General features: G+C 71.5%; 22 protein-coding genes. 4 read left to right on the forward strand and 18 right to left on the reverse strand.

Annotation, left to right across the window (positions count from 1 at the left end):
• Nucleotides 1-70 precede the first annotated feature (70 nt).
• The 3 genes from ACFTZC_RS11470 to ACFTZC_RS11480 form a co-directional block, all read right to left on the reverse strand.
• Complete coding sequence (locus tag ACFTZC_RS11470; RefSeq protein ID WP_382888579.1) at nucleotides 71-1,249, reverse strand: NAD(P)/FAD-dependent oxidoreductase; 1,179 nt, start codon at nucleotides 1,247-1,249, stop codon at nucleotides 71-73.
• A 187-nt stretch (nucleotides 1,250-1,436) separates the two neighbouring features.
• A complete protein-coding gene (locus tag ACFTZC_RS11475) occupies nucleotides 1,437-2,117 on the reverse strand; it encodes a response regulator transcription factor (protein ID WP_382888580.1) in 681 nt (226 codons plus the stop codon).
• Nucleotides 2,114-2,623, reverse strand: coding sequence for a MarR family transcriptional regulator (locus ACFTZC_RS11480; protein WP_365818670.1), 510 nt, complete (start codon nucleotides 2,621-2,623; stop codon nucleotides 2,114-2,116). The genes ACFTZC_RS11475 and ACFTZC_RS11480 overlap by 4 nt, the downstream gene beginning before the upstream one ends.
• 103 nt (nucleotides 2,624-2,726) lie before the next feature.
• Between ACFTZC_RS11480 and ACFTZC_RS11485 the strand changes: the two genes are divergently transcribed.
• On the forward strand, nucleotides 2,727-3,491 hold the full coding sequence (locus ACFTZC_RS11485) for an SDR family NAD(P)-dependent oxidoreductase (RefSeq protein WP_382888581.1): 765 nt from the start codon (nucleotides 2,727-2,729) through the stop codon (nucleotides 3,489-3,491).
• 184 nt (nucleotides 3,492-3,675) lie between these two features.
• On the opposite strand, the gene ACFTZC_RS11490 is transcribed toward ACFTZC_RS11485, so the two are convergent.
• The 15 genes from ACFTZC_RS11490 to ACFTZC_RS11560 form a co-directional block, all read right to left on the reverse strand.
• A complete protein-coding gene (locus tag ACFTZC_RS11490) occupies nucleotides 3,676-3,876 on the reverse strand; it encodes a ferredoxin (RefSeq protein WP_382888582.1) in 201 nt (66 codons plus the stop codon).
• A gap of 22 nt (nucleotides 3,877-3,898) precedes the next feature.
• Nucleotides 3,899-4,549, reverse strand: coding sequence for a TetR family transcriptional regulator (locus ACFTZC_RS11495; protein WP_382888583.1), 651 nt, complete (start codon nucleotides 4,547-4,549; stop codon nucleotides 3,899-3,901).
• A 2-nt stretch (nucleotides 4,550-4,551) separates the two neighbouring features.
• The gene (locus ACFTZC_RS11500) at nucleotides 4,552-5,772 is read right to left on the reverse strand and encodes a cytochrome P450 (RefSeq protein WP_382888584.1); all 1,221 of its coding nucleotides are present in this window, start codon (nucleotides 5,770-5,772) and stop codon (nucleotides 4,552-4,554) included.
• 92 nt (nucleotides 5,773-5,864) lie between these two features.
• The gene (locus ACFTZC_RS11505) at nucleotides 5,865-7,091 is read right to left on the reverse strand and encodes a cytochrome P450 (protein WP_382888585.1); all 1,227 of its coding nucleotides are present in this window, start codon (nucleotides 7,089-7,091) and stop codon (nucleotides 5,865-5,867) included.
• A 77-nt stretch (nucleotides 7,092-7,168) separates the two neighbouring features.
• A complete protein-coding gene (locus ACFTZC_RS11510) occupies nucleotides 7,169-8,245 on the reverse strand; it encodes an alpha/beta fold hydrolase (protein WP_382888586.1) in 1,077 nt (358 codons plus the stop codon).
• 225 nt (nucleotides 8,246-8,470) lie between these two features.
• Complete coding sequence (locus ACFTZC_RS11515; protein WP_382888587.1) at nucleotides 8,471-9,652, reverse strand: macrolide family glycosyltransferase; 1,182 nt, start codon at nucleotides 9,650-9,652, stop codon at nucleotides 8,471-8,473.
• A 69-nt stretch (nucleotides 9,653-9,721) separates the two neighbouring features.
• Nucleotides 9,722-10,681: a Gfo/Idh/MocA family protein gene (locus ACFTZC_RS11520; protein ID WP_382888620.1), complete on the reverse strand. Its 960-nt coding sequence runs from the start codon at nucleotides 10,679-10,681 to the stop codon at nucleotides 9,722-9,724.
• A gap of 23 nt (nucleotides 10,682-10,704) precedes the next feature.
• A complete protein-coding gene (locus ACFTZC_RS11525; RefSeq protein WP_382888588.1) occupies nucleotides 10,705-12,114 on the reverse strand; it encodes an NDP-hexose 2,3-dehydratase family protein in 1,410 nt (469 codons plus the stop codon).
• A 43-nt stretch (nucleotides 12,115-12,157) separates the two neighbouring features.
• On the reverse strand, nucleotides 12,158-12,901 hold the full coding sequence (locus ACFTZC_RS11530) for an NAD-dependent epimerase/dehydratase family protein (RefSeq protein WP_382888589.1): 744 nt from the start codon (nucleotides 12,899-12,901) through the stop codon (nucleotides 12,158-12,160).
• A 46-nt stretch (nucleotides 12,902-12,947) separates the two neighbouring features.
• Complete coding sequence (gene rfbH, locus ACFTZC_RS11535; RefSeq protein ID WP_382888590.1) at nucleotides 12,948-14,270, reverse strand: lipopolysaccharide biosynthesis protein RfbH; 1,323 nt, start codon at nucleotides 14,268-14,270, stop codon at nucleotides 12,948-12,950.
• A gap of 2 nt (nucleotides 14,271-14,272) precedes the next feature.
• The gene (locus ACFTZC_RS11540; RefSeq protein ID WP_382888591.1) at nucleotides 14,273-15,271 is read right to left on the reverse strand and encodes an NAD-dependent epimerase/dehydratase family protein; all 999 of its coding nucleotides are present in this window, start codon (nucleotides 15,269-15,271) and stop codon (nucleotides 14,273-14,275) included.
• Nucleotides 15,258-16,244: a dTDP-glucose 4,6-dehydratase gene (gene rfbB, locus ACFTZC_RS11545; RefSeq protein ID WP_382888592.1), complete on the reverse strand. Its 987-nt coding sequence runs from the start codon at nucleotides 16,242-16,244 to the stop codon at nucleotides 15,258-15,260. Before rfbB ends, ACFTZC_RS11540 begins: the two co-directional genes overlap by 14 nt.
• Nucleotides 16,241-17,308, reverse strand: coding sequence for a glucose-1-phosphate thymidylyltransferase (locus ACFTZC_RS11550; protein WP_382888593.1), 1,068 nt, complete (start codon nucleotides 17,306-17,308; stop codon nucleotides 16,241-16,243). The genes rfbB and ACFTZC_RS11550 overlap by 4 nt, the downstream gene beginning before the upstream one ends.
• Nucleotides 17,309-17,425: 117 nt before the next feature.
• Nucleotides 17,426-17,998: a dTDP-4-dehydrorhamnose 3,5-epimerase family protein gene (locus tag ACFTZC_RS11555; RefSeq protein ID WP_382888594.1), complete on the reverse strand. Its 573-nt coding sequence runs from the start codon at nucleotides 17,996-17,998 to the stop codon at nucleotides 17,426-17,428.
• Between the two features lie 67 nt (nucleotides 17,999-18,065).
• Nucleotides 18,066-19,352: an activator-dependent family glycosyltransferase gene (locus tag ACFTZC_RS11560; protein ID WP_382888595.1), complete on the reverse strand. Its 1,287-nt coding sequence runs from the start codon at nucleotides 19,350-19,352 to the stop codon at nucleotides 18,066-18,068.
• A 613-nt stretch (nucleotides 19,353-19,965) separates the two neighbouring features.
• Here ACFTZC_RS11560 and ACFTZC_RS11565 point away from each other — a divergent pair.
• The 3 genes from ACFTZC_RS11565 to ACFTZC_RS11575 form a co-directional block, all read left to right on the forward strand.
• Entirely contained in the window at nucleotides 19,966-21,213 is a 1,248-nt protein-coding gene (locus tag ACFTZC_RS11565; protein WP_382888596.1) for a sensor histidine kinase, read from the forward strand.
• Between the two features lie 80 nt (nucleotides 21,214-21,293).
• Entirely contained in the window at nucleotides 21,294-21,902 is a 609-nt protein-coding gene (locus ACFTZC_RS11570; protein ID WP_382888597.1) for a DNA-binding response regulator, read from the forward strand.
• A gap of 208 nt (nucleotides 21,903-22,110) precedes the next feature.
• Nucleotides 22,111-23,375, forward strand: a 1,265-nt coding sequence (locus ACFTZC_RS11575) for a 2-oxoacid:acceptor oxidoreductase family protein (protein WP_382888599.1), incomplete at its 3' end; no start/stop codon positions are given.

Raw genomic sequence — 23,375 nt, forward strand, 5'->3', positions numbered from 1 at the left:
GTATACGTACGCGGCGGCGCGTGTGTTCAACGGCGGCGCGACGCGAACTCTCGCCCCGTGCCGGGCCGTGTCACGCGGCTCCGCCGATGGCCTCCCGCCAGGTGGCGCGGGTCGCGACGGCCTGCCGCCAGGGGCGGATCGCCTTGGGCGGCATCCCGACCGCGAGGGCCCCGGCGAGGCGGTCGCCGGTGCGGTAGGCGACCACACATCGGCGTTCGCCGAGGTCGCCCGCGACGACGGCGATCTCCTCGTGGCCGCGCAGGTGTCCGAACGCCTGGATCTTCATGTCGTACTGGTCCGACCAGAAGTACGGGACCGGCGCGAACGGCTTGCGCGCGTCCGGGCGGAGCAGGTTCCGTGCGGCGGCCATGCCCTGCTCGGCGGCGTTGGTACGGTGCTCGATCCGCATGGCCGCCCCGAAGAGCGGGTTGAACCAGCGGGCGACGTCCCCGGCGCCGTACACACCGGGCGCGGCGGCGCTGAACTCGTCGCAGACCAGGCCGTTGTCGAGGGTCAGCCCGCTGCCGGTCAGCCACTCGGTGTTGGGCAGGGAGCCGACGGCCACCAGCACCTCGTCGGCCTCGACGACGCCGCCGTCGGCGAGCCGTACGCCGTCGCCCGTCACCTCGGTGACGGTCACGCCGGTGCGCAGGTCCACGCCGTGGTCGAGATGGGCCCCGGACAGGACGCGGCCGACCTCCTCGCCGACCGCGTGGGCCAGCGGCACCGGGGCGGGTTCGAGCAGGGTGACCCGCGCGCCGAGCCCACGGGCCACGGCGGCGGCCTCCGCCCCGAGGAACCCGGCGCCGACGATGACCAGATGGCGCCCGGGGCCGAGCCGGTCCCGCAGGGCGAGAGCGTCGTCGAGGGTGCGCAGCAGGTGAGCGCCCGCGCCGGGCAGGGTGCGCGGCCGTACGCCGGTGGCCACGATCAGTCCGTCGTACGGCAGCGACTCGCCGTCGGCCAGTGTCACCGTACGGTCCTCGGTGTCCAGTCCGGTCGCGGCGACCCCGAGGCGCAGGTCGAGGCCGAGCGCCTCCAGGTCGTCCGGGGAGCGCAGCGCCAGTCTCGCCCTGTCCCACTCCCCGGCGAGGATCTGCTTGGAGAGCGGCGGCCGGTCGTACGGGGCGTGCCGCTCGTCGCCGACCAGGGTGAGCATCCCCTCGTACCCCTCCCGGCGCAGCGTCTCGACGGCGGCGAGTCCGGCCGCCGAGCCTCCGACGACCACGATCCGCGTGCTCTGTGTCATGTCTCCGGCTCTGTCTCTGTCCTCGGTGGGCGGGGGTCGCTCCGCGCGGGGCGGAGGGGTGGGTCTCCATGGAACCGGAACGGGCTGACGCCTTCCGGTCGGTTACCTGACGGGAAGCTGACGTGAGGCAGGTCACAGACGGGGCGTGTACGGCGCGGGGCCGCGACCGGGGACGGGGCCGTGGCCGTCAGTGGCCCAGCCAGTAGCCGAAGCCCTTACGGGTGTGGATCAGGGGCGGGCCCTCCTGGTCGACCTTGCGCCGCAGCCGGGAGACCAGCTTCTCGATCGCGTTGTCGGCGCGGTCCTCGCCCCATACGTGCCGGCGGATCTGCTCCTTCGAAAGGACCTGTTCCGCGTTGACGAGCAGGTGGCGCAGGAGCCGGTACTCGGCGGGGGTGAGGTCGAGGGTGCGCCGGCCGCGCCGGGCCCGGCAGGTGGCGTCGTCCAGGGTGAGGTCGTCGTAGCGCGGCGTCCCGGTCCGCCCCTCGGCGCCTCGGGTGCGCAGCAGCGTCTCGGCCCGGGCGAGGACCTCGGCGATGCGGAACGGTTTGGTCACGTAGTCGGCGCTGCCCGTGACGAGTCCGGCGGCCAGGGATTCGAGGGAGTCCAGGGCGGCGAGGAAGAGCAGCGGCGGGCGGTCGGCGACGGGGAGCCGGGGAAATTTGGCGAAGCGCTTCATCCCGGGCATGGTCATGTCGAGGACGACCAGGTCGGCCGGCTGCTCCACGAGCCGCGACAGCGCCTCCCGTCCGGTGCTCGCCGTTCCGGTCCGGTAGCCCGCGAGCCCCATGGTGGTGGTGAGCAGTTCCACGGTGCCGGGGTCGTCCCCGACGATCAGGACCCGCCGCCCGTTCCCCCGCGCGCTCACGCGGTGCCCGGGGACCCGGCGTCGTCGTCCTCGACGGAATGGCTGAGGAAGTTGTCGACCATCCGGTGGAAGAGGGTGGCGAGCTGGTGGAGGTCCTGCGGCGACCAGTCCCCCAGGGCCATCTCCATACCCCGGCGGCTCGCGTCGCGGATCCGGTCGATGGCGTCCCGGCCGACCGGCGTGAGCTGGACGCGCTGGGCCCGGCGGTCGTCGGGGTCCGGGACGCGGGTCACGTAACCGGACTTCTGCAACTGCTGCACCTGGCGGGTGATGTGCGACGCCTCGACGCCGAGGCGGACCGCCAGCTCGCCGGGGCGCAGGGCGTCGGAGTCGGCCATCGCCCGCAGGATGGCGACGGCGGCACGGTCCAGCGAGACACCGGCCAGCGCCATGAGTCGCTCGTGCTGCCGGACCCGGTTGGTGAGGTACGAGATGTGGGTGAGGGCGCGCTCGATCTCGATGATGTCGGGGGAGACGGGGACGGCGGTGTGCGGCGGTGTGGGCATGTGCACCACTTTATCATCTGCTTGCTTGACTCAAGTAACTCAAACGTGTTTGCCTGACGCGACCGACCGAGCGAGCGGGCGACCAGAGGAAAGCAGGCACACCATGAGCAGCACGGGCCTTGAAGGACGCAGTGTCGTCGTCACCGGCGCGGGATCGGGGATCGGCCGCGCCGCGGCCCTCCACTTCGCCCGGGAGGGCGCCCGGGTCCTGGTCGCCGACCTGAACCAGGAGGGCGCAGACGGCACCGTCGCCGCGATAGCGGAGGCGGGCGGCACGGCCCGCGCGGTCGTCGGCGACCTGAGCGACCGGGCCGTGGCGGAGCAGGTCGTCGCCGCGGCCGTGGAGAGCTTCGGCGGGCTGGACGTCCTGGTGAACAACGCCGGTGTCATGGACCGCATGTCGGCGCTCGGCGAGACCGACGACGCCGAGTGGGAGCGGGTCATCGGGATCAATCTGACGGCGCCGTTCGTCCTGACCCGCGCCGCCCTGCCGCACCTGCTGGCCACGGGCAACGGCGCGATCGTCTTCACCGCGTCGGAGTCCGCGCTGCGCGGCAGCGCGGCCGGCGCCGCGTACACCGCGGCCAAGCACGGCGTGGTCGGGCTGACGAAGTCGCTCGCCGTGATGTACCGGGAGCGGGGGGTCCGTACCAACGCGATCGCGCCCGGCGGCACCGCGACCCACATGCGGGTCGACGCCAGGCCCGACGCCGAGGGTCCCGCAACGCTCCGCCCCTACATCGGTCTCGCGGGCAAGGTGTCGGGGGCCGAGGAGCAGGCCGCGGCGATCGTCTTCCTCGCCTCGGACGCGGCGAGCAACATCAACGGCGCCGTACTGCCGGTGGACAACGGCTGGTCGGCCGTCTGAGCCCGTCCCGCCCGGTCCTTCCCGGCGGGCCCTTCCCGCCGGGCCCTTCCCGCCGGGCTCTTTCCGGCGGGCTCTTTCCGGCGGAAGCAGCCGGGGCGGAGACGTTCCGTGTCGAACGTCTCCGCCCCTGGCCTCTCGGCGCGCGGTCTCCCCGGCTCAGTCTCGCCGGCTCAATGTCCCCGGCTCACGCGTCCTCGGTCACCGAGATCGCGGCGGCCGGGCAGACGGTGGCGGCTTCCCGGACGGTCGGCCACAGCTTCTCGGCCGGGGCGGGGTCGAGGAGCACCACGATCCCGTCCTCGTCCCGCTGGTCGAAGACCGCGGGCTCCAGCAGTACGCAGGTGCCTGCGCCGCAGCACTTGTCCTGGTCGACGGTCACTTTCACGGTCGTTCCTCTCTCGTCCTGTTCACGGGCGATGGGTCGTGGGGGCCAGCCACATTCCTACGAGGGCGTCCACCATGCCGGTGGCCGCGTCGTGCCAGCAGGAGTGGACCGTGCCCGCGCCCTCGGCCAGCGCGCGCTCCCGCTCCGCGCACATGTGCACCATCAGGTGGCGTGCCATCAGTCCGCGCTCCGCGTGCACCTCGGCCGACAGCTCGGGCAGGGTACGGTTCAGGCCCTCCACGATCCCCCGGAGCGCGGGGGACGTCATCGACTCCTCGATCATGGTGGCGCGCAGCGCCGGGTCGGTCATCGCCTGCGCGCAGAACCGCGCGTACCAGGTGGGCCTGCCCAACTCCTCCAGATGCTCCGTCAGCGGGTAGACCAGGCAGGTCACCCAGACCCGTACATCGGTGGAGTCACCGGCGCCCGCCAGCCGCTCCGCCCTGATCCGTTCGATCTGCGCGGCGTGTTTGCGGGCGATCGCCCGCACCAGGTCCGCCTTGGTCCCGAAGTGGTAGCCGACCGCGGCGTTGTTCCCCTGTCCCGCGGCCTCGCTGACCTGCCGGTTGGAGACCGCGTACACGCCGCGCTCGGCGAACAGCCGCTCCGCGGTGGTCAGTATCGACTCCCGTGTCGCGCTGACCTGTTCGGCCCGTACGGTCCTGCCTGCCATGTTCACCATCTCACCGGTACTTCACGCAGCCCTCCGACCATCAGGCCTTCGAGCTTGGGGAGTTCTTCCACGGTGACAGCGAGGCGCAGCGTGGGCAGCCGGCGCAGCAGCACGTCCAGTACGGCCTGCAGCTCGGTGCGGGCCAGCGCCTGTCCCAGGCACGAGTGCGCCCCGGTGCCGAACGCCAGATGGACGTTGGGGGTGCGGCCGAGCTCCATCTCCGCCGGGTTCTCGAAGACCCGCTCGTCCCGGTTGGCGGCGCCCATGTTGCACATCATGGTGGTGCCGCGCGGCACCAGCGCCCCGCCGACCTCGGTGTCCTCGGTAATGTACCGCGGCAGGCCGAGCCCCCCGCTGGCGTCCAGCCGCAGCGCCTCCTCCACCGCGGAGCGCACCAGCGACCGGTCGGCGAGCAGCTGCTCCCAGAGCCGCCGGTCGCCGAGCAGCATGGCGACCATCTTGCCGATCTGGTTGGCGGTCGTCTCGTGGCCGGCGAGCAGCAGCCCGCGCCCGGTGGCGACCAGTTCCGCGTCGGACATCCGGTAGCCGTCGGCGCCGGTGGCCACGATCAGCTCGCTGAGCAGGTCGTCGGTCGGCGCGGCCCGTTTGGCGTCGATGTGTACCGCCATGTAGTCGGTGAACGCGTGGTGCGCCGCCGCGACCTCCTCCTCCGTGTAGCGGGTGAGGTTGAGCAGCGAGTCGGACCAGTGGGAGAACTCCTCCCGGTCCGATTCGGGCACCCCGAGCAGATCGCAGATCACCCACACCGGCAGCGGGAAGCCGAGCGCGGCCTTCAGGTCGGCCGGCTGGCCGCTCGCCACCATCTCGTCGATGAGCCGGTCGGCCATCGCCTCGATGCCGGGGCGGAGCGAGGCCATGCGCTTGGCCGTGAACCACTTCCCGACCAGCCGCCGCCACAGCTGATGCTCCTCACCGGTGTCCGGGATCGTGGCCGACATCGAGCTGTTGAAGAGCCCGCCCGATTTAGTGGCGGAGATCCGGGCCGCGTCGGCGGCGTCGAGCCGACGGGGGAACCGGGGGTCGGACAGCACCTGCTTGACGTCGTCGTACCGCGTCACGACCGACGCCTCGTCGCCGCTGGGCAGCTTCACCCGGGCGACCGGGCACTGCTGCCGGAGCCGCGCCCACTCGGCGGGCGGCTCCAGGGGCGCGTCGTTGGGGATGGGGTAGGTGAGGACCTGCTCGTCGTCGTTGCGGCTCATCGCGTCTCCTCGGTCAGGGAAGAACGGTCGGGGGGAAGAACGGTCGGGGGGAAGAGCGGTGGAGCGGAGAGCGCCGGAGTCCTGAGAAGCGGTCACCAGGCCACCGGCAGCTCGTACACGCCGTAGACGGATCCGTCGTGCTTGAACGGGATCTCCTCCATCGGGGCGGCCTGCCGCAGCCCGGGAATGCGCCGGTAGAGGGTGCTGTACGCGACCTGGAGTTCCATCCGGGCCAGCGTCTGGCCCAGGCACTGGTGGACACCGAAGCCGAAGGCCAGGTGGCGGCGGGCGTCGCGGCGGATGTCGAGCCGGTCGGGGTCCTCGAACATGTCGGGGTCCCGGTTGCCGATGTCGTTGGGCACGATGATCCCCTCGCCCGCGCGGATCACCTCCCCGGCGATCTCGATGTCCGCCAGGGCCACCCGGCGGCGCCCGTTGTGCGTGATGTTGAGGTAGCGCAGCAGCTCGTCCACCGCCGAGGCGACCAGCGCCGGGTCGTCCGTGTCCCGGAGCAGGGCGAGCTGGTCCGGGTTCTCCAGCAGGGCGAGCGTGCCGAGCGCGATCATGTTCGCGGTGGTCTCGTGCCCGGCCAGCAGCAGGAGGACGCCCATCTGGGCCGCCTCGGAGCGGGTCAGCTCACCGGCCTCGATCCGGGCGACCAGCCCGGAGAGCAGGTCGTCGGCGGGGCGGGCGATCTTCTCGCCCATCAGCCCGTCGAGATAGCCGGCCAGCGCCGCCGAGGCGGCGGCCCGCTCCTCCGGGGCGGCCGCGCGGTTGATGAGCATCTTGCTGTTCTCCTGGAAGAACTCGTGGTCGCCGTAGGGCACTCCGAGCAGTTCCGAGATCACCAGCGAGGGCAGCGGCAGCGCGAACGCCTGGACCAGGTCGACCGGTACGGGGCCGGCCAGCATGGCGTCGATCAGCTGGTCGGTGATCTTCTGTACGGCGGGCCGCATCGCCTCCACCCGCCGGACGGCGAACGGCGCCGTCACCATCCGCCGCAGCCGTGAGTGCTCGGGGTCGTCCATCAGGATGAACCCGATGGACCCCGCGCCGGAGACCGGCACATCGCTCGGATAGCCGGGCCGGGTGATGTCGGAGCTGAGCCGCGGGTCACCGAGCAGGGTGCGCTGGTCCGCGTAACGGGTCACCAGCCACGGCGTGCTGCCGTCCCACAGCCGCACCTTCGCGAGCGGCCCTTCCTGTTGCTTGTCCCGCAGCCCGGGGGGCGGGTCGAACGGGCAGCGCGCCGCCCGTTCCATCGGAAACCCCGGTACGGCGGCGTGGTGCGGGTCCGCGGCGTTCAGTGTGCCGGCCATCGCTCGCTCAACTCCCTCGACTGCGCTCGGAACTGTTCCTTCCGGTGCGGTCAGGCAATCTCACCCGGTAATCTAAGTCAAGCACCTGACTTAAAATCACGCGCGCCGGGCGCCCGAACCGGCCACCCGAAGCGCAGCCACAGCAGCTGGGAGAAGAGCCAGCGCCGCATCGCGCCGAGATGGGCGGGCGATCCGTGCACGTCGTCGAATGTCCTGAACCGGATGTCGTCGAGCGTCCGGCGCAGCAGCGCCTGCTCCGTGGCCGGGATGATCTCGTCGCGGCCGCTGGCGACGTACCGGACGGGTATCCGCACCTGCCCGAGCTGCTCCGGCGTGAGGGCGAACCGCGGCAGCAGCAGCCGGAGTGCGGCCAGGTCCTCGGCGCCGGTGAGGCGGCGCAGGGTGTCGGCCGTGATGCCGGGCACCCGGGGCCACCAGGTCTCGTCGGTGAAGAAGTCGGAGACGGGTGCGCCCACGGTCAGGACGCGGCGGATCCGCGGGTCCTCGGCGGCGGCGCGCAGGGCGAGATGGCCGCTGAAGCTGAGGGCGAGCATCGAGGTGTCGGAGACCCGGGCACGGTCGGCGAGCCGGTCGAGCAGGAAGCCGAGGGTGCGCCAGGAGTCCGGTCCGTAGGTGACGGTGTTCTCGCCGACGCCCGGCAGTTCGGTGACGACGGCGGCGAAGCCGAGTCGGCTCAGCAGGGGCAGGAGCGGCGCCCACTGTTCCTTGACGCTGACGATGCCGCCCATGACGACCAGCAGCGGGCGGGAGCGGTCGAGCCCGGCGGCCCAGCAGGCGACGGTGCCGTCAGTGCCGTCAGTGCCGTCGATGTGAGTGAACTCCAGGCGCTCGACACCGTCCTGGTCACGGCTCCACCGGTCGAAGGTCTCGACGCAGAGCCGCTGGGCGCTGAGGCGGTCGGCGTCACCGGGGTACGGGAAACGGGCGAGCGCGTAGTGCCGGCACGCGTCGAGGAGGTCGCCGCGGTCGGCGGCGGCGCGGCCCTCGGCGGTCCACACCGCGGCCCAGGAGTCCGGGTCCCCCGTGGTGTCGTTGGTGATCCGGGCGAGGACCCGGGTGGCGTGCTCGGCCTTCATGCCCTGGCCCCGGGCGTGCAGGCGGGCGAAGTCCTTGAGCTCTTCGAGATGGTCCATGGTTCTCGGGTCACTGTCCCGTTCGGTGGGTGGCGCCGCCGGGAGGGGCGCCAGGGCGTGCCGCGGAAGTCCCGGCCGGTGCCGTACAGCCGGTGTCGCACGGCCCAGGGCCGGTGTGTCGCACGGCCCGTGGGTCCGCGCCGGGAGGGCGCCGGGGCCGTACGACACCGGTGGGGGCCGGCCCGCGCCACGGATCCGTGGCGCGGCGGCGGTGCTCGGCTCGGCTCAGCTCAGCCGGGCCAGGTACGACTCGACGGCGTCGGCCCCGACGGACGGGCCGTTGACGGACCGCATGCGCTCCCCCATGGCCCGCACCCGTCCGGTCAGGGACGCGTCGCCGGTGACCTGGGCCGCGACCTCGCGCAGGCTTTCCACCGTGACGTCCTCCTTGGCGAGGACACGGCCGAGGCCCAGCTCCTCCACGCGCAGGGCGTTCGCCCGCTGCTCGTTGGTCTGCGGCACGGCCACCATGGGCACGCCGTTGTCGAGGGATTCCATGATGCTGTTCATGCCGCCGTGCTGGATGAACAGCCGGGCGTGGCGGAGCACGTCGAGCTGCGGCGCCCACCGTCGTACGTCGACGTTCGCGGGCAGCGGTCCGAGGCCGGCCGGGTCGGTGTGGTCGCCGACGGTGATGAGGACGTCCCACTCGGAGTCGCCGAAGGCCTCGATGGCCATGGTGAAGAACTCCGGCCAGTTCCTGGCCGAGGTGCCGAGCGAGATCAGCAGCACGGGCCGGTCCGCCGAGGCGGGCTCCCACGTGCCCTGGTAGGGGCGTTCGGCGATGCAGGGGCCGGTGAAGACGAACCGCTCGTCGAAGGTCTCACCGGCGTACTGGAAGTCGCGCGGGAGGAAGATGATGCCGAGCTTCTCGATCGCCGTGATGAAGCCCATCGGGTCGGCGGGCAGGCCGAACTGCGGCAGCACGCCCGCGAGTTTCTGCACCGCCTCCATCATCCGCGGGTCGGTCAGCTCCGCCACCGGGAACTTCTCGCGGATCGAGAAGTGTTCGTTCGCCCCGAACACCGGATAGGTCCGGATCAGCGGAATGTCGTTCCCGGCGGCGAAGAACCGCGCGCCCCACGCCATGAAGTCGTGGACGATCACATCGGGCCGGTTCTCCTCGTAGAACGGCCCGACCTGCTCCACGAGGGAGAGCGCCTCGTCCAGGCACCGCAGCCCCTCGCCCGCGTTCTCCTCGGGGGTGAGCGGAACGCGGTAGAAATCGCCGAAGACCGAGTCGTACCGGACGGGTTCGGCGCCGGCGGCCTTCACGATGGGGGCGAAGTGGTCGGTCACGGTGCAGGTGACGCGGTGGCCGCGTTTCACCAGTTCCTCGACCATGCCGATCGTGGGGTTGACATGGCCTACGGCCGGAAAGTTGAAGAAAGCGATGTGGCGTTGCACGGGTGTCTCCTTTCATGCGCCGGCGGTGTCCTTCGGCGGGTCGTCGCCGAGGGCCCGGCCGGCGGCCGCTCATCCAGTGGTGACGGGTGCTCCGCGCGAGGCGGAGCGGTGTGTCTCGTCGAGGAGTTCCGCCTGTCGCAGGGTGGCCTGGGCGTCCGGGAGGGTTCCGGTACGTACCGCGGCCGCGAAGGCGGTGACGGTGGCCGCCACCTGGTCGTGCGGTGCGAGCCGGATCTCCTCGGTCCTCCCGCCGCGGTGCAGGCCGATGACGGGGGCGTGGTCGGCGGGCGGGGTGAACGCCCGGTCGACGGTGATGCCGCCCTCGCTGCCCCACACTTCGTACGAGGAGCGGTAGGCGTGCTCCATGCCGAAGGTGATCTGGGCGGTGACGCCGCCGGGAGTGCTCAGCAGCGCGGCGCCGGAGGTCTCGACGCGCCGTCCCGCGCCCCGGTCGAGGCGGGCGCCGATGACGTCGAGCCCGGGGCCGAGGAAGTGCAGTGCGGCCCGCAGGGGGTAGACCCCGACGTCCGCCAGTGCTCCGCCGCCGAGTCCGGGGTCGTACCGGATGTCACCGTCCGGGAGCGGCGGGATGGTGAACACCGCCTGGAATCCACGGAGTTCGCCGATCGCCCCGTCGGCGATCAGGTCCCGCACGGCGCGGTGCCGGTGGTGATGGACGAACATGACGTTCTCCATGAGCACCAGACCGCGGGCGCGGGCGAGTTCGAGCAGTTCCGCGGTCCGGTGGCGGTCCGTGGTCAGGGGCTTCTCGGCGAGGACGTGCCGGCCCGTGTCCAGTGCCGCCTCCGTCCACCGGGCGTGCAGCGCCGCGGGCAGCGGTACGTAGACGGCCTGGATGTCGTCGCGTTCGAGGAGCGCGTCGTATCCGTGCACGGGACGGCAGCCGAAGCGCTCCGCGACCTGCCGCGCCTTGGCCGGGTCCCGGCTGGCCACGGCCGCGATCTCGATGCCGGGGCAGGCCGCGAAGGCGGGGAGCATGCGGCGCACCGCGATGCCCGCGCATCCCATCACCCCCACCCGCAGGGGTCCGGTCACCGGGGGCTCAGCGCCGTCGCGTGGAGGCAGGCGAGCATGGTGCGGGCCTGGACGTTGAGGTAGTGGCCGTGCCGGACCAGGAAGGTGAGCTGCTCGCGGGTGACCCAGGCGTAGCCGGGCGGCGGGTCGAGCGGGGCGTCGGTCTCGTCCGCGTCGACGATGAGGAAGCGGCTCTCGGCGTTGAGGAAGCGCCCGCCCTCCTCGGAGTGCACGACTTCGTACCGGATACGGTCCGCGCCGGCCCGCAGCACGGTGTCCAGGAACCGGGGCCGCTCCTTCTCGGGCAGGTGGGCGTAGTTGTCGGGGGTGCACTGCACGGTCGGTCCCAGCTCGACGGTGTCGAGGAAGCCCGCCTCGACCCGGGCGTGCACCAGCACATGCGGGACGCCGCCGAACTCGCGGGTGAGGAAGGCGGTGACACCCAGGCCGACGGGCTCGAAGAGGGGCTGGGTCCACCCCGTCACCTCGCGGTTTCCCGCCTGTACGGACACGGCCACGACGTTGAAGTAGCGGCCTTCCTCGTGCTCGATCGCGCTCTCGCCGCGCTTCCAGCCGGGAATGGAGTCCAGGGGGACGCGCTCGGTCCGTACGGCGTGGCGGGTGCGCTCGCCGGTGATCCAGGAGAGCAGTTCGATGTCGGAGTGGAGCGCGCCGTGCGAGGTGTCGTCGAAGGGCAGGCAGGACAGCACCGTACGGGAGTCCATGTTGACCACGTTGTCCCGGCGCAGCAGTGCGTGGATCTGTCCGAGAGTGAGCCAGCAGAAGTCGTCCAGCAGCGGGACGTCGCCCACCGCCTCCACGACCATGTTGCGGTTGGACTTGCGGTAGAACCAGGAGCCGTGCTCGGACTGGAGCACGTCCGCGATGATCCGGCCGCGCTGCGGCCCGACGAAGTATTCGAGGTATTTGACGTCCGCGCCCTGATGGGCCTTGGTGTAGTTGCTGCGGGTCGCCTGGACCGTGGGCGAGAGCTGGAGGAGGTTCGGGTTGCCCGGCTCCATCTTCGCCTGCATCAGGAAGTGCAGTACCCCGTCGAACTCCTTGACGAGGATGCCGAGGATGCCCACCTCGGGCTGTTTGATGATGGGCTGGTACCAGTCGGCGTAGGGGCCGTCGCCGTGCGGCTCGGCGTCCTCCGTGATGTGCAGGCCCTCGACGGTGAAGAACCGGCCGCTGCGGTGCACCAGGTTCCCGGTGGACTCCTGGAACGACCAGCCGTCCAGCTCCGCGAATGGTATCCGCTCCACCCGGAAGGCGTTGGCCCTGCCCCGTTCGGCCAGCCAGTCGCCGAAGTCCTCGGTACGCAGGTGCGCGCCCGGGGCGGCGGCCGACAGGGCGATGCGGGCGGGCAGGCTCGGGTGCCCGGCTGTCTGGTTCTCAGGTATCTGGATGAGTGGGGACGGCATCGGAGGGACTCCCCGCCTTTCTCGTGACGCGTACGCGGCCGGGTCAGGCATGTTCGGCCGCGAGGAAGTGGTTGAGGACCAGCTGGTAGTAGTCGGGGCCGAAGCCCAGGTCGGCCACGTGGGGGACCAGGGCGCGCAGCTTCCGGGTGGAGATGGCGTACGGGACGCCCGTGGCCACGTACTCCGTGCGCGGTTCCAGCCCCAGCGCGCCCGCGAGATGGCCGACGATGTCTTCCACCGGGGCGGCGAACCCGGAGGCCACGTTGACCGTGTCGGCCCTGGTGCCCGTGGCGAGCAGCCGGTCGATGACGGTGAGCGCGTCGCTGACCCGGATCAGGTCGCGGGTGGCGCCCCGGTGCAGGGTGACCACGCCCTCGCGTATCTGCCGTACGAGCGTGGGGACGAGCTGGTGGTACCGCCCGTGCGGTCCCACCAGGTGCGCGAGCCGGAGGATGAGGTGGTCGGCCCCGGAGTCGCGCAGCTGCTCCTCCAGGGCGAGTTTGTGCGCGCCGTAGGGGGTGCAGGGGGTCACCGGGACGTCCTCGCTGCCCGGCCCTTCGGCGAGCCCGTACAGTCCGGTCGCGGCCGTGGAGAAGAACAGCAGCCGCTGTCCGTCGGCCGCGCACCGCTTGGTGACATCGCGGAGCAGTGCGGCCTCCCGCGCGAAGTCCGCGTCGGAGGCGCCGCTCGTTCTGGATTCCCCCGCGGCGAGGGCCACGGTGTCCGGATGCCGGTCGGCCAGCGGACGCAGACACCGCGCCAGGAATCCGGTTCCCACTATCTCCATCGTCGTCTTCCTGATCTCTGGGTGGGAGGAGGCGGTGGGTCCGGGCTCAGCCGCGCTGGGCCACGAACTCCTTGATCGTGGCGGTCACGTAGTCGAGCATTTCGTCGGTGAGGCCCGGGTAGACGCCGACCCAGAAGGTGTGCTCGGTGATGATGTCGCTGTTGGTGAGGTCGCCGACGATGCGGTGGGGCCGGCCGATGTAGGCGGGCTGGCGGGTGAGGTTGCCGGCGAACAGCCGCCGGGTGCCGATCTTCCGCTCCTCCAGGTGGGCGACGAGTTCGGCGCGGGTGAAGCGGGCCTCGGGGTCGACGGTGATGACGAAGCCGAACCAGCTGGGCTCCGAGCGCGGGGTGGGCTCGGGGAGCAGCAGGCCGGGGACCCCGTCCAGCCCTTCGCGCAGCCGGCGCCAGTTGCGCCGCCGCGCCTCGATGAAGCCGTCGAGCCGGTCGAGCTGGGTGAGGCCCAGCGCGGCCTGGATGTCGGTTCCCTTCAGGTTGTAACCGACGTGGGAGAAGATGTACTTGTGGTCGTATCCGGCGGGCAGGTTGCCCATCTGGTACTCGAACCGCTTGAAGCAGGTGTTGTTCTTGCCGGGTTCGCACCAGCAGTCCCGACCCCAGTCGCGCAGTGACTCCACGATGCGGGCCAGGCCGAGGTCGGAGGTGAGGACGCAGCCGCCCTCGCCCATGGTGAGGTGGTGCGCGGGGTAGAAGCTGACCGTGGTGAGGGCGCCGAAGGTGCCGGTGATCTGCCCGTCGTAGGTGGCACCGACCGCGTCGCAGTTGTCCTCGATGAGGAAGAGGCCGTGCTTCTCGGCGAGTTGGGCGATCTCGGCGACCTCGAAGGGGTTGCCGAGCGCGTGGGCGATGATGATCGCCCGGGTCTTGGGGCCGATGGCCGCCGCCACCCGGTCGGCCGTGGTGTTGTACGTGGTCAGGTCCACGTCGACGAAGACCGGCAGGAGCCCGTTCTGGAGGATCGGGTTGACGGTGGTGGGGAACCCCGCCGCGACGGTGATCACCTCGTCGCCCGGCTTCAGCCGCCGGTCACCGAGCTGGTGGGAGGTGAGGGCCGAGACGGCGAGGAGGTTCGCCGACGATCCGGAGTTGGTCAGATGGGCCTTGCGCCGCTTGAGGCGCTTGGCGAAGGCGGACTCGAACTTCCTGGAGCTGGGCCCGGCGGCGATGCGCAGGGTCAGCGCGGCCTCGACGATCGCGACCCGGTCCGCTTCGTCGAGGACCGCCCCGGACGGCCAGATCTCGGTCACACCGGGCACGAACTCCCGGTCGGGCGCGGTCTCCTGGTGGTACCTGCGGACCTCGTCGAGTACCCGCTCTTTGTTGTCGGCGGTTACGGCGGTATCGCTCATCGTCATTCCTTTTCGTTGGCTGGCGTCGGTACCGCGGCCGCGAGCAGGTCGCGCAGCGAGTCGTCGAGGGTGTGCCGCGGCTGCCAGCGCAGGAGCCGCAGCGCCCGGGACACGTCCAGTTGCAGCCACTCCGCGTCCGTGCGCGCGGGCCGGCCGGCGTCGGCCTCGGTGACCGGGAGGTCCACACCGCTGAGTTCGACCATGCGGTGGATCAGCGCACGCATCGGGACGGCCTCGCCGCGGCCGATGTTGATCACTTGGCCGCCGAGGTCCGCCGCCGGTGCGAGGGCGGCGGCCCGTACCGCGTCGACGGCGTCGCGCGCGTCCACGATGTCGCGGTGGGCGCGCAGCGGCGGCAGCCTCAGCTCGTCCGGCGTCCCGCCCAGGGACCGGGCGCGGGCGGCGGTGCCGAGGTGCGCGGCGACCATGCCGAAGAGGCTGCCGGCCGGCACTCCGGCTCCGATCACGTTGGCGAGGCGGAGCACCACACCGTCCAGGCCGTGTTCCGCCGCGGCCCGCAGCACGATCCGGGTGCCGAGGAGCTTGGTCCGCCCGTACGGGGTGACGGGGGCGGGTTCCTGTTCCTCGGCGGTGCCGGCGCCCGGTGTGCCGGCGCCGTACTCGTGGACGGTGCCGAGCTGGATGAACCGCGGCGGGCGGTCCAGGCCGGCGAGCGACTCCGTGACCCGGGCGACCAGGTCCGCGTTGCCCGCGGCCATCTCGGCCTCGCCGGACCGCCAGACCCGGCCGGCCGCGTTGACGACGACGTCGGGCCGCACCGAGCCGAAGAACCCGGTGAGTTCCCGCGGGCCCGCCGCCAGCAGGTCCATACGGACGGTACGCGGGTCCGCCGGGCCGCCCTGCGCCGGGCTCCGGGACACCAGGTGCACCAGGGCGCCGTCGGCGGTGAAGGCCTCGCCGAGGCGGCGGCCCAGGTAGCCGGTGCCGCCGAGCACCACGACGCGGAGCCCGGCGGCTCCGCCGGTGTCAGCCGCCGTCATGTCCGGCCTCGTGCAGAACGGTCTTCCACCAGTCGGTGTGGTCGCGGTACCAGGCCACCGTGGCGGCCAGGCCCTCCTCGAATCCGGTCAGCGGCGCATAGCCCAGCTCGTCCCGGATCTTTGACTCGTCGATGGAGTACCGCAGGTCGTGCGCCTTGCGGTCGGCGACGGGGCGGATCATCTCCGGTCCCGAGCCGGTCAGTTCGAGGAGCCGCTCGGTGATGGCGCGGTTGGTCCGCTCGTTGCCGCCGCCGATGTTGTAGATCTCACCGGCCCGGCCGCCCTGGAGCACGAGGTGGATGCCCCGGCAGTGGTCGTCCACGTGCAGCCACTCGCGGACGTTGCGTCCGTCGCCGTACAGCGGCACCTGCCGGCCCTGCAGCAGGTTGGTGACGAAGCGCGGGATGAGCTTCTCGGGGTGCTGGTACGGCCCGTAGTTGTTGGAGCAGCGCGTGACGGAGAGGTCCACCCCGTGGGTGCGCCAGTAGGTGCGGGCGACCAGGTCGGAACAGGCCTTGGAGGCCGCGTAGGGGGTGTTGGGCAGCAGCGGCAGGTCCTCGGTCCAGGAGCCCTCGTCGATCGAGCCGTACACCTCGTCGGTGGAGACGTGCACGACCCGCTCGACACCGCTGTCCAGCACGGCGTCGAGCAGTGTCTGGGTGCCCAGGACGTTGGTACGGAAGAACTCCCCCGCGCCCTGGAGCGAGCGGTCCACGTGGGACTCCGCGGCGAAGTGCACCACGGCGTCGTGGCCGGGCAGCAGTTCGCGCAGCAGGGCCGGGTCGCAGATGTCGCCGCGGACGAACTCCAGGCGCGGGTGCGAGGCCGGCAGGTTGTCGCGGTTGCCCGCGTAGGTCAGCTTGTCCAGGGCGGTGACCCCGGCGTCCTCCCACCCCGCGTAGGTGTTCGCGAGGAGGTTGCGGACGAAGTGGGAGCCGATGAAACCGGCCGCTCCGGTGACGAGGATCCTCATGCCGCGACTTCCACTCGGGTGTGGTCTCCGACGACCAGGCGGTAACGGTCCGTGCTCTCCAGCGTGGTGCCGACGGAGGCGGAGCGGCCGATGAGGGAGCTGCGCAGGCCCTGGACGCCGGTGACGGACGCCCCGTCCAGCGCGATGGAGTACTCCAGCCGGCTTCCGGTGACCGCGCAGCCGCGTCCGATGGACGTGTGCGGGCCGATGTGGCTGTCCTCCACGACCGTGCCGGCGCCGATGATCGCCGGCCCCTCGACGCGGGAGCGCACGACGCGCGCCCCCTCTTCCACGACGACCGGTCCCGCCAGCACACTGGCGCCGTCGACCACGCCGGCCACGGAGGGCCGCAGGCCCTCCAGGATGCGCTGGTTGCACTCCAGGACGTCCTCGACGTTCCCGGTGTCCTTCCAGTAGCCCTCGTACTGGCCGGCCCGTACCTCCGCGCCCGCCGACACCAGCCACTGGATCGCGTCGGTGATCTCCAGTTCGCCGCGGGCGCTGGGCTCGATGGCCCGGACCGCCTCGTGGATGGCGGGGGTGAAGAAGTACACGCCGATCAGGGCCAGGTCGCTGCGCGGCTGCCGCGGCTTCTCCACCAGGCGCAGCACGGTGCCGTCGGGGCCCAGTTCGGCCACGCCGAAGGCCCGCGGGTCCGGGACCTTGTGGACGACGACATGGGCGGCCGGGCGGTGTGCGGCGAACTCCTCGGCGATACCGGCGATCCCCTCGGGCAGCATGTTGTCGCCGAGGTACATCACGAAGTCGTCGTCACCGAGGAAGTCCCGGGCGATGGAGACGGTGTGGGCGAGGCCGAGCGGGGCCTCCTGGCGGATGTAGGTCAGCCGCGCCCCGAACCGCGATCCGTCCCCGAGGGCCTGGCGGATCTCGGGGGCGCGGTCGCCGACGATGACCCCGATCTCGGTGACGCCCAGGTCCAGGATGTTCTTCAGGACGTATTCCAGGACCGGTGTGTTCGCGATGGGGATGAGCTGTTTGGGCATGGAGTAGCTGAAGGGCCGTAGACGGGTTCCCGATCCGCCGGCCAACACCAGAGCCTTCATGGCAGGTCCTCTCGAATCATGTGGTGGTGCCTCTTCGGTCCGGTGCGCGGTGTGCGCGGCCGCTCGGACGTGCCGTTCCGGCGGGCCGGCGGGCGGCGGGTCAGTGGTGCCGCCGCGTCAGGCGGCGTGGAAGTCGGGCAGTGTGCCCGCTGCCAGTGCCTCGGCCAGGGAGGGCGCCTGGGCGTCCTTGTCCGAGATCAGTGGGGTCCCGGCGCAGTTCCAGGGCAGGTCCAGGTCGGGGTCGAGCGGGTTGATGTCGATCTGTGTGCCGGGGACGTAGGTGCTGGAGACGACGTAACAGATGCAGCTGTCGTCGGTGAGTGCCAGGAATCCGTGGCCGACGCCTTCCGGGACGTACACGGAGCGGCCCGAGGCGGCGTCCAGTTCGTTGACCTGGTGCCTGCCGAAGGTGGGCGAGCCGACCCTGAGGTCGACGACGATGTCGCGCAGCACGCCCCGGACGCAGGTGACGAACTTGGCCTGCCCCGGGGGGATGCTCACGCTGTGGATGCCGCGCAGGGTGTGGCGCCTGGAGACCGAGTAGTTGATCTGACGGGGCCGGAAGGTGATCCCCGCGGACCGCTCCAGTTCGTCGGTCCGCATCGACTCGTAGAACACACCCCGGTCGTCGGAGAGTTGGTCCGGCTCGATCAGAAACGTGCCGGGGATGGTGGTTTCCTCGATGCGCACGGTTCACTCACCCTTTCGTCCTGGACTCGACTCGTGTCGTGTGGTGCGGGCGCGGGCCCGGCGGCGTTCAGCCGCGGTGCTCCGCGGTAAGCCGCTCCAGGACCGGGACCACGTCCTTCGGCGCCGGGGCGGCCAGCATGTCCTCGTACAGTCCACGGGCCCCGAGCTGGAAGGACGGCTCCTCGATCAGCCGGACGAGGTCCTTCCGTACGGTGTCGGCGTCGATCGCCGCCGGGTCGGCGGCCAGTCCCGCGCCCCGGCGGGCGACGTACCGCGCCGTGACCATCTCGTCCCACATCGGGAGCGGCACGACGAGCTGCGGCACCGTGAACGCGACGGCCGCGGCGAACGTCCCGCCGCCACCGTGGTGGATGATCGCCGAGCTGGTGGGCAGCACCTGGTTGAGCGGTACGTACTCGATCGCGCGGACGTTGTCCGGGAGGGTGCCCACGGCGGTGAGCTGCTCGCCGTTGAGCGTGGCCACCAGCTCCAGGTCCAGGCCGGAGACGGAGTCGAAGAACTCCCGCATCGGGAAGCCGCTGTGCCGGCCGGCGAGCAGCCGGCGGCTCACCCCCAGCGTGAGCACCGCGCGGGGCCGCTCGGGCCGGGAGTGCAGCCACGGCGGAAGCGTGGCGGCCCCGTTGTACGGGACCCGGCGGACCGGGACGTACGTCAGGTCCAGCGGATCGCGCATCCGGGACTGGGTCAGGTCAAGGGTCCACTGGCCGACCAGGGTCTCCTCGGCGAAGTCGAGGCCGTAGCGCTCCAGCACCGGGCCCAGCCAGGTCATCCACGGGTCCTCGGTCAGGCCCGAGGACGGATCGGCCAGCTCCTGCCGCGTCCTGGAACGGATCAGACCGATGTTGTCCATGCCGAACAGGAGCCGCGCGTGGGCGGCGCCGCAGGCCCGCGCGGCCACGGCCCCGGTCGGCGCCAGCGGATCCCACAGGACCAGGTCGGGGCGCCAGTCGCGGGCGAACTCCACCAGCGTGTCGAGGACCGGCCGACGCCCGCCGCCCGCCGGCTCCGGCGGGTAGTACGCGTGGAACATGCCCGCCAGTACGGCCCTGGCCTGACGCCAGGCGTTCTCGTCGGCGGGGTCGAGCGCCAGGGTGGGCCTGTCGGGGCCCGCGCCGGCCATGAGGGGCGCCAGCGAGGCGGTGAGTTCCTCCTTGCCGCCCAGCGACACCGCGGTGAGGCCGGCCGAGGTGATGTTCTCGATCACCTTCGGGTCGACCACCCCCTCGGGGCTCGCCACCACGACCTCGTGACCGGCACTCTGCAGCGCCCATGCCAGCGGGATGGCTGGGTAGAGATGTGCCGATGTCGGAAAGATGGTGAAAAGAACGCGCATCGCTGACCTCTCCGAGACTGCCGGCCCGACGCCGACGGCGTGCTGTTCGCTCGAATCCTGCGAGGGCGCTCTAAAGAGCCGCTTGTGCAGAGCGGACAGGGAGCGGCCTCCCTGCGGCGGCGGGCGCGGTGACCGGGGCGGTGGCCGGGGCGGCGGTGGGCGCGGCCCCCGGCGGCGGTCGGCGCGGTGACCGGTGCGGCGGCGGGCGCGGTCGCCGGGGCGGCGGTCGGCGAGGTGACCGGGGCGGTGGCCAGGCCTCAGGCCCCGCGCGGGCGTTCGGATGCCGCGGCGCGGGACGACGGGCGCCGGGGCCGGTCGCTCACCGCCCGGTTCCGGGCTCCCCGGCCACGACCGGAGCCGCCCCACACCGGGGACATACCCGCACCCATCACCCTTTTAATGATCCATCCGTCACGCACCCGCCGGAACACCCACCCGCCACGCCCCATTCCGGGCGCCTGACCAGCAGGAACAGCGAAACACCGCGGAAGCACGACGATCGATTGGTCCCACAAACTTGTGCCCACGAGACCCTGATCGCCGCACAGTCTTTACTGAGTTGACTTATCCTCCCCGCAGGATGACGCACATGTTGCGGGGGACAGTGCAGATGATGGACAGTCACGATCGTTCCGGCGGTGCCGACGAGTCGAGGGGGAGCAGACCCGAGGCGGTGGCCCCGCCCAGTCCCAGCATCGGCCTTCCCGTTTCCCGGCCGGCCCGCGCCCTCCTCGTCGCCGCGCTGCTCGGCTACGCGCTCCTCACCACCACGGGCATCCTGAGCGCCGGAATGCCGCCGACGGCCGAGGCGATCAGCCTGCTCCTCCTGCTGCCGGTCCTCGCCCTGCAGCTCCTCCACTCCGCACCGGGCGGGAGCCGGGCCCCCCTGCCCCGGAGATGTCTGACCCTCGCCCTCCAGGCACTCCTGACGTACCTCCCCGTCGTCGTCTTCGGGACCTACTGGGAAACCATGGCGGGCTACCTGGCCGGCTCACTCCTGCTCCTGCTGCCACCCCGGGCGGCCTGGCCGCTCTACGCCGCCGTGGGCCTCAGCATGCTCGTCCCGCCGCTCCTCGACGCCCGCACCGTCGTCGAGAGCGCCGCCTTCTCCCACACCACGCTCCTGCCGGGGCTCGTCCTCTACGGACTCGCCCGGCTGACGGAGCTGGCCACACACCTCCACACCACCCGCGCCGAACTCGCCCGCCGAGCCGTCACCGGCGAACGGCTCCGCTTCGCCCGCGACCTTCACGATCTTCTCGGCTTCAGCCTCTCCTCCATCGCCCTCAAGAGCGAACTCATCCACCACCTCATCCCCACCCACCCGCAGCGCGCCATGGAGGAGGCCGGCGAGGTCCTGACCATCGCCGGCCAGTCCCTCGCCGATGTCCGCAGGGCCGCCGTCGGCTACCGCACCCTGTCACTCCGTCAGGAGATCAGAACCGCACAGACGATGCTCGGCGCCGCCGGCATCGACGTACGGGTGCGGGTCGAACTCGCCGCACTCTCCCCCCACGTCGAGACCGAACTCGCCACCACACTGCGCGAGGCCGTCACCAACCTCCTGCGGCACAGCAAAGCCCGACGCTGCGCCATCGAAGCCGTCCAACAGGACGGCCTGGTCCGCCTCGTGGTCGAGAACGACGGCGCCGACCCCGCCCACCACAACACCGGACCCCACAGCGGCAACGGACTCGGCAACCTCCACACACGCATGACCGCACTGGGCGGCCGCCTCGAATCGGGCCCCGGGGAGGACGGCACCTTCCGTCTCCTCGCCGAAGCACCCGCCATGAGAACAGCGGACGCTTGCGCGGAACTGAAGGAGATCACCTTCCCGCCGAACGGATCAGCCGCATGACCACGCGCCCCCGCGGCAACGGCCCGGACCGCGCCGCCTCGCCACGATCCGGGCCCTCACGGACCACAGACGGGAGTTCAGTGATACGCATACTGATCGCCGAGGACATGAACATGGTCCGCGGCGCCCTGGTCGCCCTGCTGAATCTCCAGGACGATCTCGAAGTGGTCTGCGAGGTCGAACGCGGCGACGAGATCGTCGACATGGCGCTCAAGCACCGGCCCGAGGTCGCCGTCATCGACATCGATCTGCCCGGGGTCGACGGTCTGGCGGCCGCGACGCAGCTGCGCGAACGACTCCCGGAGTGCGGCGCCCTCATCCTCACCAGCCTCGGCCGGCCCGGCACCCTGCGCCGGGCGCTTGAGGCCCGGGTCTCCGGCTATCTCCTCAAGGATGCTCCTTCCTCCGAACTCGCCACCGCGGTACGACGGGTGGCCGCGGGGCACCGGGCCTTCGACCTGGAACTGGCGCTGGCGGCCTGGGGGGAGTTCGAGAATCCCCTCACCGACCGGGAGGCCCAGATACTGCGGCTCACGGCGGAGGGCGAGGAGGCACGGGAGATCGCCTCCGTGCTGCGGCTGTCGGTGGGGACCGTACGCAACTATCTGACCACCATCGTCAGCAAGCTCAACGCACGTAACCGGATCGACGCGATCCGCATCGCCCGGGACGCGGACTGGCTGCCGTGACGGCGTCCGCCGGTCGCGGTCACGCGGCTTTGGCCGGTCACAAGGGTCGCTCACTACCGTGCGCCGGCAGACAGTCCGCCGCGTCGACGGGAAGGAGCGGCCTGTGGCCGTTGACACGACTCAGACGAGTGACCCGAGCCCCTCCGGGGACCACCCGGACGGAACGGCCCGTCCGGCTCGGGCTCATGTGATCCGTGGTCCGGAGCGGGTGATCCGTGGTCCGGAGAAGGCGATCCGTCGTCTGGAGCGGGTGATCATTCGTTTCGCGGGTGACTCCGGTGACGGGATGCAGCTCACGGGTGACCGGTTCACCTCCGAGACCGCGTCCTTCGGCAACGACCTGTCGACCCTGCCGAACTTCCCCGCCGAGATCAGAGCACCCGCCGGAACCCTCCCCGGCGTCTCCTCCTTCCAGCTCCACTTCGCCGACCACGACATCCTCACCCCCGGCGACGCCCCCAACGTCCTCGTCGCCATGAACCCGGCAGCGCTGAAGGCCAACATCGGCGACGTACCACGCGGCGCGGAAATCATCGTCAACACCGACGAATTCACCAAACGCCCCATGGCCAAGGTCGGCTATCTGACCTCCCCCCTGGAGGACGGCTCCCTCGACGGCTACCAGGTCCACCCCGTCCCGCTGACCACCCTCACGATCGAGGCGCTCAAGGAGTTCGGGCTCTCCCGCAAGGAGGCGGAGCGTTCGAAGAACATGTTCGCGCTCGGCCTCCTGTCCTGGATGTACCACCGGCCGACCGAGGGAACCGAACGGTTCCTTCGCGCCAAGTTCGCGAAAAAGCCCCAGATCGCCGAGGCCAACGTGGCCGCGTTCCGGGCCGGCTGGAACTTCGGCGAGACCACCGAGGACTTCGCCGTCAGCTACGAAGTCGCCCCCGCCGGCTCCGCCTTCCCCCCCGGCACCTACCGCAACATCTCCGGCAACCTCGCCCTGTCGTACGGTTTGGTGGCGGCCGGTCACCAGGCGGAGCTGCCGCTCTACCTCGGCTCGTACCCCATCACCCCGGCCTCCGACATCCTGCACGAGCTGTCGAAGCACAAGAACTTCGGTGTCCGCACCTTCCAGGCCGAGGACGAGATCGCGGCCATCGGCGCGGCGCTCGGTGCGGCCTTCGGCGGGTCGCTGGCGGTGACCACCACGTCGGGTCCGGGTGTGGCGCTGAAGTCGGAGACGATCGGGCTGGCGGTGTCGCTGGAGCTGCCGCTGCTGGTCGTGGCCATCCAGCGCGGCGGCCCCTCCACGGGGCTGCCGACCAAGACGGAGCAGGCGGACCTGCTGCAGGCGATGTACGGGCGCAACGGCGAGGCCCCGGTCCCTGTCGTGGCGCCCCGCACCCCCGCCGACTGCTTCGACGCGGCGCTGGAAGCCGCACGCATCGCGCTGGTCTACCGCACACCGGTCTTCCTCCTCTCCGACGGCTACCTCGCCAACGGCTCCGAACCCTGGCGCATCCC

It is taken from the genome of Streptomyces sp. NPDC056987 (assembly GCF_042673865.1).
Lineage (GTDB): Bacteria > Actinomycetota > Actinomycetes > Streptomycetales > Streptomycetaceae > Streptomyces.

Bases quoted from the DNA above. Each gene is read 5' to 3' on its own strand.
- ACFTZC_RS11470 (WP_382888579.1), bottom strand. From the start codon at position 1,249: ATGACACAGAGCACGCGGATCGTGGTCGTCGGAGGCTCGGCGGCCGGA.
- ACFTZC_RS11480 (WP_365818670.1), bottom strand. From the start codon at position 2,623: ATGCCCACACCGCCGCACACCGCCGTCCCCGTCTCCCCCGACATCATC.
- ACFTZC_RS11485 (WP_382888581.1), top strand. From the start codon at position 2,727: ATGAGCAGCACGGGCCTTGAAGGACGCAGTGTCGTCGTCACCGGCGCG.
- ACFTZC_RS11495 (WP_382888583.1), bottom strand. From the start codon at position 4,549: ATGGCAGGCAGGACCGTACGGGCCGAACAGGTCAGCGCGACACGGGAG.
- ACFTZC_RS11500 (WP_382888584.1), bottom strand. From the start codon at position 5,772: ATGAGCCGCAACGACGACGAGCAGGTCCTCACCTACCCCATCCCCAAC.
- ACFTZC_RS11505 (WP_382888585.1), bottom strand. From the start codon at position 7,091: ATGGCCGGCACACTGAACGCCGCGGACCCGCACCACGCCGCCGTACCG.
- ACFTZC_RS11510 (WP_382888586.1), bottom strand. From the start codon at position 8,245: ATGGACCATCTCGAAGAGCTCAAGGACTTCGCCCGCCTGCACGCCCGG.
- ACFTZC_RS11520 (WP_382888620.1), bottom strand. From the start codon at position 10,681: ATGGGATGCGCGGGCATCGCGGTGCGCCGCATGCTCCCCGCCTTCGCG.
- ACFTZC_RS11525 (WP_382888588.1), bottom strand. From the start codon at position 12,114: ATGCCGTCCCCACTCATCCAGATACCTGAGAACCAGACAGCCGGGCAC.
- ACFTZC_RS11530 (WP_382888589.1), bottom strand. From the start codon at position 12,901: ATGGAGATAGTGGGAACCGGATTCCTGGCGCGGTGTCTGCGTCCGCTG.
- rfbH (WP_382888590.1), bottom strand. From the start codon at position 14,270: ATGAGCGATACCGCCGTAACCGCCGACAACAAAGAGCGGGTACTCGAC.
- ACFTZC_RS11540 (WP_382888591.1), bottom strand. From the start codon at position 15,271: ATGACGGCGGCTGACACCGGCGGAGCCGCCGGGCTCCGCGTCGTGGTG.
- rfbB (WP_382888592.1), bottom strand. From the start codon at position 16,244: ATGAGGATCCTCGTCACCGGAGCGGCCGGTTTCATCGGCTCCCACTTC.
- ACFTZC_RS11550 (WP_382888593.1), bottom strand. From the start codon at position 17,308: ATGAAGGCTCTGGTGTTGGCCGGCGGATCGGGAACCCGTCTACGGCCC.
- ACFTZC_RS11560 (WP_382888595.1), bottom strand. From the start codon at position 19,352: ATGCGCGTTCTTTTCACCATCTTTCCGACATCGGCACATCTCTACCCA.
- ACFTZC_RS11565 (WP_382888596.1), top strand. From the start codon at position 19,966: ATGGACAGTCACGATCGTTCCGGCGGTGCCGACGAGTCGAGGGGGAGC.